Source organism: Nitrospirae bacterium CG2_30_53_67 (assembly GCA_001873285.1).
Taxonomy (GTDB): Bacteria; CG2-30-53-67; CG2-30-53-67; order CG2-30-53-67; family CG2-30-53-67; genus CG2-30-53-67.
In genome coordinates this window covers 1-7,215 of the sequence record MNYV01000180.1, presented here as the reverse complement: position 1 = coordinate 7,215, position 7,215 = coordinate 1, and the positions used below count along the sequence as shown (strand labels likewise).

Below are 7,215 nucleotides of genomic sequence, written 5' to 3'. Positions count from 1 at the left end.
AACAACATCCGTCAGAGATCCCGGATACCCGAGCGCGTTATTCAAGGAGGGGGTTTCCGCCCTGGGAAAAGGGGATGCCGTACTTGCCGCCGGATTGCTGGATGGCCTTGAAGAGGCTTACCCGGCGCTCGGAGACTATATTCTCTACTATCGGATCCGGGCCGCTCTGAAGATGGGGAAACCTTCAGAGGCCTTTACCCTTGCCGGCCGGCTTCTTGAGCGGTATCCGGAAAGTGTGCTGGTCCCCAGGACCCGGATGGAGATCGTCCGGGCACTGATCTCCTGGAAGCAATTCCCTGCGGCCAGGGGGGTTGCCGAGGGGATCCTGAAACAGGAAGAAAGATCCGAGACAAGGCGGCGGGTTTCTCTGCTGCTGGGCGAAGCCCTTGAAGGCGTGAAGGATTGGCAGGGCGCCCAGGACGTCTATCAGCGCCTAACCTTTGAAAATCCCGTCACCCCGGAGGGAAGAGATGCGGAAGAACGGATGGCGGGTATCATGAAGACGAGGGGCGTGGCGCCGGAGATTCCGTCGGACGATCTTTATTTCGCACGGGTGCAGGCGCTGAACCGATCCCTCAGGTATGACCGGGTCATTGAGGTTTGCAGTACATTTGAGAAGCGCTATCCTGAGAGTCCTCTGCTGGAGCAGGCGCTTCTTCTTAAGGCCAGGGCCCTGATCAAGACTGAATCGCCCGATCAAGGGATCCATCTTTATGAGAAGCTCATCCGTTCCAAAGGCGCCGGTACGGTCCAGGCTGAAGCGGCGTACCATCTCGGGAGTTATTACTGGAATCAGGACAGGGATTCCGAGGCAAAACGGATCTTCAAGCGCCTGATCAGGGCCTATTCTGCGGGTGAATGGGGCATGATGGCGCGTTATGCCCTCGGAAGGATCTATGAGAATGATGGGGATGATTCCGAGGCCGTGGATTATTTTCTCACGTCAGGGGAGGTCAACGCCGATCATCCGCTTGCGGCCGAAGGGGCATGGCGCGCCGGGTGGGTGGAATACAAGGCAGGGAAATACGAGAAGGCCAGGGATATTTTTCTTTCCTGTATGAGAAACTATCCCCGGTCCGACCTGTTCCCTGCGGCGCTGTACTGGCAGGGTAAATGCGAGGAAAAGTTGAGCAACGCGGAACAGGGACAACAAATCTTCCGGCGGCTCGCGGAGGATTACCGTTGGAATTTCTACGGAACCATGGCCAGAAAGCGTTTGGAATCATCCTGGAATCTGGTTCCGGATACGGCAGCCTCTTCGGATCAAGAGGATCAGGCATGGTATCCGGAACCGATCCGTCCGGCTCCGGGATCGCCGCTCGCCTTCCATCTGGACCGAGCGGAGGAGCTGATCCGGATCGGTTATTTGGATGAATCCGGGGAAGAAATAGCCGCCGTTCAGAAGCAGGTATCCCAAAACCCGGCGGATCTCTGTTATGTCGCGGTCCTTTATGAGAGGGCCGGGAACTTCCCCAAGTCTTTGAGGTGGGTTCTGAAGAGCAAGGCCTGCGGCTCGGAGGGGCAGGTCAACATCGCCTGCATGAAACGGTTCTTGTATCCTCTGGCCTTTTGGGATACGGTTCAAAGAGAGACACGGAAAAACAATCTGGATCCTTTTTTTGTGCTGGCGGTCATGCGCCAGGAGAGCCTGTTCCAGCCGGACATCGTCTCTCCTGCCGATGCACGCGGCCTTATGCAGATCATCCCCTCGACGGGGAGGGTGATTGCCCGAAATCTCGGAATCAAGGATTTCACACCGGAAAACTTATATGATCCGGAGACGAATATCATGATGGGAATCCGGTACCTGACTGATTTGAAGGATCGTTCCAATGGAGACCTGGTCCGGGTTCTATGCAGTTACAATGCAGGGGAATCCAGGTCCGATCAGTGGTGGGATCTCTACCAACAGTTGGATGCGGATGAGCGGATCGAGTCCATTACCTTCAGGGAAACCAGGGATTATGTCAAGAGGGTCCTGAATAATATGGAGATCTACAGGCGTCTTTATGAGCCCTCTGCACCCCATGTCGGCAAGGATTCATCCAACCCATAGTTGATGGACTCGTAAAAAGTCCACAAGTGGGACGGCACAGTAAAAAGCTCCGTATGCAAGGCGCGCGAATTCTGAGGAATGAGGCGTGCTTAGAAGTACGCTGCAATGACGAAGAATGAAGCGCAACGCCGCAGACGGACTTTTTACGAAGCCGTCATAGTTTGATCGGAGTCAGGCAATGCAGATCGTGATCCGAGAGGCCCGCATTGTGGACGGTTCCGGCGCCCCGGCCTTTACCGGGGATATCGGCATCCATCAGGGCCGCTTCGCCTATGTGGGGCCCTGCTGCCCTGAACGGGGGGAGACTGAGATTCAGGGGCATGGAGAGGCGGCCGCGCCGGGATTCGTGGACGTCCATTCCCACTCGGATTATTATCTCCTGGTCAACCCGCTTGCGGAAAGCAAGGTGCGGCAGGGGGTGACCACGGAGATCGGAGGCAACTGCGGATATTCCGCGGCCCCGGTCTTCGGCAAGGTCAGAGAGGAAAGGGTCAAGGTCTATCGGGACCTTTTCGGGCTGGACCTTCCATGGGAGAGTGTGGGCGCGTATCTTTCGCATCTGGCCATGCAGGGGATCTCCGTGAATTTCGGCCTGCTCGCCGGACACAATACGATCCGTTCTTCCGTGATGTATGGAAGCGACCGGGCGCCGTCTTCCGAAGAAATGGCTCGGATGGTTCAGCTCATCAGGCATGCCATGAGCGAGGGAGCGCTTGGACTCTCTACGGGGCTCATCTATCCGCCGGCCTGTTTCTCTCGGACTTCCGAAATCGTCGATCTCTGCCGGGCGGCCAAGGAGGACGGCGGGATCTTCGCGGTGCATATGCGAAGCGAGGGGAACCGTCTGCTCGAGGCCGTGGACGAGGTGATCGAGATCGCCTTCATTTCCGGCATCCCACTTCAGATTTCTCATCTCAAGACATCCGGAGAGCGGAACTGGAACAAACTCGATGCCCTGTTTGAACGGATTGAGACCGCCCGGAGACAGGGGGTGGACGTGACGGCTGACCGTTACCCCTACACGGCATCCAACACCGGGTTATCGGCCGTGCTTCCGGACTGGGCCTTCGAGGGGGGGACCGAAGGCCTCATGAACCGGCTGAAAGACCAGGAGATAAGACGCCGGATGAAAAAAGAGATCGAGGCTGCCCACCCTGAAGAGGATTATTTCGACCGGATCATGATCTCCGCCGTGACCCGGCCCGAGAACCGAGGCTATGCCGGGAAAAAGGTCAAGGCGTGCGCCGGTCTGGCAGGGAAGGAGCCTTTGGAGTTTGTTTTTGATCTTCTCGTACAGGAACGGAACATGGTGGACAGCATTCATTTCACCATGAGCCATGAGAACCTGCGGCGTATTCTAAAGAAAGACTATGTCATGATCGGCTCGGACAGCGGGGCCAAGACCCTGGAGGGCCCGCTCGGCGAAGGGAACCCTCATCCGAGGGCTTATGGGACCTGTCCTCGCGTCCTCCAGCAGTTTGTGCGGGAGGAAGGGCTCCTGAGCCTGGAGGAGGCGGTCCGGAAGATGACATCCGATCCGATCAAAAAGTTAGGTATTCGTGACCGAGGCTTGATCCGGCAGGGGTTCGCGGCGGATCTGGTCCTCTTTGATCCTCAAACGATCCGGGACCCATCCACCTATGAGGAACCCAAAAGGTATCCGGAGGGGATCCGAATGGTCATGGTCAACGGGGAGGTCGTGGTGATGGACGGCGAGCATACCGGGAAAAGGCCGGGGAAGATATTAACGCTTCGAAGCTATTAATCATTGCATAATTAAAGCGAGATAAATATTATTCTTAACGTTGTATAGTATACTTATCTTGTCTGCTCTGTCGTCATTGCCCGACTTGATCGGGCAATCCAGAGAAGGAATCTGGATTCTCCGGTCAAGCCGGAGAATGACAATATGTAGCCTTATTTATGCAAGGCTATATAAATGAGGTTTTTTAATGAAACCGGTCATCGGGGTCACACCGGATTTTGAAGAGGGGAAAGAAAAGGCCGAGGCCCATTATTTTTTGCGTGAACGGTATATCACGGCGGTTATAAAAGGAGGGGGAGTCCCGTTGATCCTTCCTTATGTTGAGGGTCCGGCTGAGGTTTCCCTGCTGCTCGACCTTGTTCACGGTCTGCTGCTGACCGGCGGGGCCTTTGATATCGACCCCTCCTTCTATGGTGAGGAATGGACCGGGGAGAAGGGGACGGTCAAGGAGAACCGGACACGTTTTGAGATGGAGATCACGAAACAGGCGCTGAAGAGAGGCCTTCCGATCCTCGGGATCTGCGGCGGGGAGCAGACGATCAATGTGGCCCTGAACGGTTCGCTCTATCAGGACATCGGGACTCAGAAACATGGGGCGTTGGACCATGAGCAGAAGAAACCAAAGACCGAACCCTCGCATCAGGTAAGGATTGTCCCTGAGACGCTGCTCCATAAAATCATCGGGGAAGAGACGCTTCAGGTCAACAGCGCCCACCACCAGGCTGTGAAGGAGATAGGGGATGGATTGAAGGTTAATGCCTTGGCTGAAGACGGTGTGATCGAAGGGATTGAGAGCGAACGCCGCGGTTTCGTTCTGGGTGTGCAGTGGCATCCGGAATTTCTGTTTGAGCGTGACCGGGGATGCCGCAGGATCTTCGAGGCATTCATTGATGAGGCTGCACGGAGATAGGGCGAAGCCTTCGTAAGTTTTTTACTCTAAATGAACATACCCCGCTGCTTGCAGCGGGGTATGTTCATTTTTCTATGGCCGGCCATCTTGCTTACGAAAGAACCTTCACTTCTCATCCTTGAAGCGGAGCCGGCCTTCCCGGATCCCTTTGAGGGCGGTCTGGTGCTGTTTGCCGATGAGTCTTTCCATGGACTTTTCGTCCGGTTCGGGGCCATAGAGTTCAGCGTAGCGCATCTTCTTTGAAAAAAGGATTCTCCCCCTGTAATAAACCGAGGTCTGGATGGATGAGTCCGAATTGAGTTTTTCAGTCAGGACGTAGAGAGGCCGGTTCTTGTACTCGACGTTGTCCATGAGCCAGATCTCTTGTTTTTCCTTTGCAGGGGATACCTCGACGGCAGGTTTTGTCCGATTCTTTTCTCTGGAAGATTCGAGAGAACTTACGGCATCGGCCGCCCCGGCCAGCCGGTGTGCGATCAGGTTGAGCTGCTCAGTGGCCTTCAGATTCATCGGATTCAGGGTGAACGGCCGGAGGCGCCGGGTGGATTCCACAATTCCCTGATGGTACTCCATGATACCGAGAAGCTCAGGGGAGATCCCCAGAAATTTACGGCTGACGGCAGTGACCACGTCAGCCGGGCGGCGATGGTCATGACGGCCGGCCATGTTCACAATCATTTGAGGAGAAAAGTCCTTCAGGGTTTTCAGGATGAGATCCGCATAGCAGCGGTCCACGTGAGAGATTTTCTCAATCAGTTCGGGAACCGCGTGGACCTTCCGGCGGCTCTTGGGATGGGTCGCCGAATCAACCATAAAAGAGATCAGGGGATTCTGAGGGAATGTCTTCAGGATCTTCCTGTAGACCGCCATCTTCAGCAGGTGGTAGGTGGTTTGGATTGAGGCAGGATCCTCGGTCATCACCACGATAGGCCGGTTGGAAAGGAGAAAGAGGTCAAGGGCGTTCGTCTGGATGCCGCCTCCCAGGTCCATGAGAAGGATGTCGGCTCGCACAAGCGGGATGCCGGACAGAATCCTCCCGGTCAGATCTTTCTGATAGTCCGGATAGGCCGGGAGCTGACGCCCTCCTCCGATCAGACTCAGGCCCGGTATCGGGGTTTCGACGGCTGTGTCCGGAAGTCCTCCGGGGGCGCCGGTCAGGAGATTGTTCAGTGTTTTGGTGATATAGGGGATGCCGAGGGCGGTATGGAGGTTGGATGCGCCGAGATCAGCATCGAGGAGTACGACCTTCCTGTTCATCCGGGAAAGGAGGATGCCGAGATTGGCTGTAAGGAGGGTCTTTCCCACGCCTCCCTTGCCGCTTCCGATCGGCCAGATCTGAATCCCCTGTCTCAATTCGGTCATGAGTCCTCCCTCATCGATGCATCTAAGATATATGCAATCGTGAGTCAAATGTCAATCAGATTTTAAAAGGCACTGGTGACATTAGCGAACCACATCTTGAGGAGGTGGATGACAACATCGGGCTTCTGGTGGGTGATCTTGGTTTATCAACCTTTGAAGATAAACTTTGCCTATGGGTGTTGGATGGGGCGTATTCCACGCCTTTATCGTGAGTCTGTGTTGGACGAGGACTCAAAAAAACCTCTTCCCGTGGATTCCGACCCTCATTGTCTCTTTATGCTCAAGCATTATCGCATATCTAATGATAGTAAAGATACTTGCGCCACCCCTCGCTCCCGATTCCTCTGGTCCGGCAGAGATGGATATGGTAGGGATATCTCGGCTCCTTCGGGCCTTTCAGGAGGGTCATCCCGGCCTCGGAGGGTGCAAGATCCCCTTTCCGGGTATTGCATATTTTGCAGCAGGCCACAAGATTATCCCAGCGGGTTTCCCCGCCTCTGGATTTCGGGATCACATGGTCCAGGGTCAGATCCGTGGGATTGGAACGCCGCCCGCAGTACTGGCACGTATTTTTATCACGGATCAGGACGTTCTTCTTGGTGGGATGTTTTTCCCTCATATGCGGGGTCTTGATGTAATGGAGCAGACGGATCACAGAGGGGACGGAGATTTTGAGAGAGGGCGTATGAAAGTAACGGGGCGTCGCCTCTTCACAGGCGGCCACGCCTTTTGAAATCAATACGATTGCACGGCGTGCCATGCAGATGTTGATCGGTTCGTAACTGGCATTCAAAACCAGAACGCTTGTATTCATGAGTGTCACTCTGTTAGAACATGTGCGCTATCCACGGTTGTTTGCGATTGCTTTGGGATGAGGTCCCGATCCATCATCCGTCAATCGTTTAAGACCCCTGTTCTCTGAACGATTTCATTTGAAGCGACTGGTACGATACCTTATAGCAGGTTTATCCTCTTTTTGTCAATATTTTTCCTCATGCTGCCTGGGAAAGCGAGGGGTCTGCGACAAAAATACCTGTCCTCCGACTGGATCGGGGGATTGGTACACATCAGGATTATATAGGGTTGTCATTGTCCGATCGGACAATCCATGGTTCGACAAGCTCA

5 protein-coding genes are annotated in these 7,215 nt (G+C 54.9%); 3 read left to right on the top strand and 2 right to left on the bottom strand.

The window, feature by feature from the left end; all coding sequences use genetic code 11:
- The 3 genes from AUK29_11140 to AUK29_11130 all read left to right on the top strand — a co-directional run.
- Nucleotides 1–2,056: hypothetical protein (locus tag AUK29_11140; GenBank protein ID OIP60656.1), on the top strand; the 2,056-nt coding region annotated here is incomplete at its 5' end.
- Between the two features lie 205 nt (nt 2,057–2,261).
- On the top strand, nt 2,262–3,821 hold the full coding sequence (locus AUK29_11135) for a hypothetical protein (GenBank protein ID OIP60657.1): 1,560 nt from the start codon (nt 2,262–2,264) through the stop codon (nt 3,819–3,821).
- 187 nt (nt 3,822–4,008) lie between these two features.
- Nucleotides 4,009–4,731, top strand: coding sequence for a hypothetical protein (locus tag AUK29_11130; GenBank protein ID OIP60655.1), 723 nt, complete (start codon nt 4,009–4,011; stop codon nt 4,729–4,731).
- Between the two features lie 105 nt (nt 4,732–4,836).
- On the opposite strand, the gene AUK29_11125 is transcribed toward AUK29_11130, so the two are convergent.
- A complete protein-coding gene (locus AUK29_11125) occupies nt 4,837–6,090 on the bottom strand; it encodes a hypothetical protein (GenBank protein OIP60654.1) in 1,254 nt (417 codons plus the stop codon).
- 298 nt (nt 6,091–6,388) lie between these two features.
- Nucleotides 6,389–6,904 (bottom strand): hypothetical protein, encoded by a 516-nt coding sequence (locus tag AUK29_11120; protein OIP60653.1) that lies wholly within the window; start codon nt 6,902–6,904, stop codon nt 6,389–6,391.
- Nucleotides 6,905–7,215 lie beyond the last annotated feature (311 nt).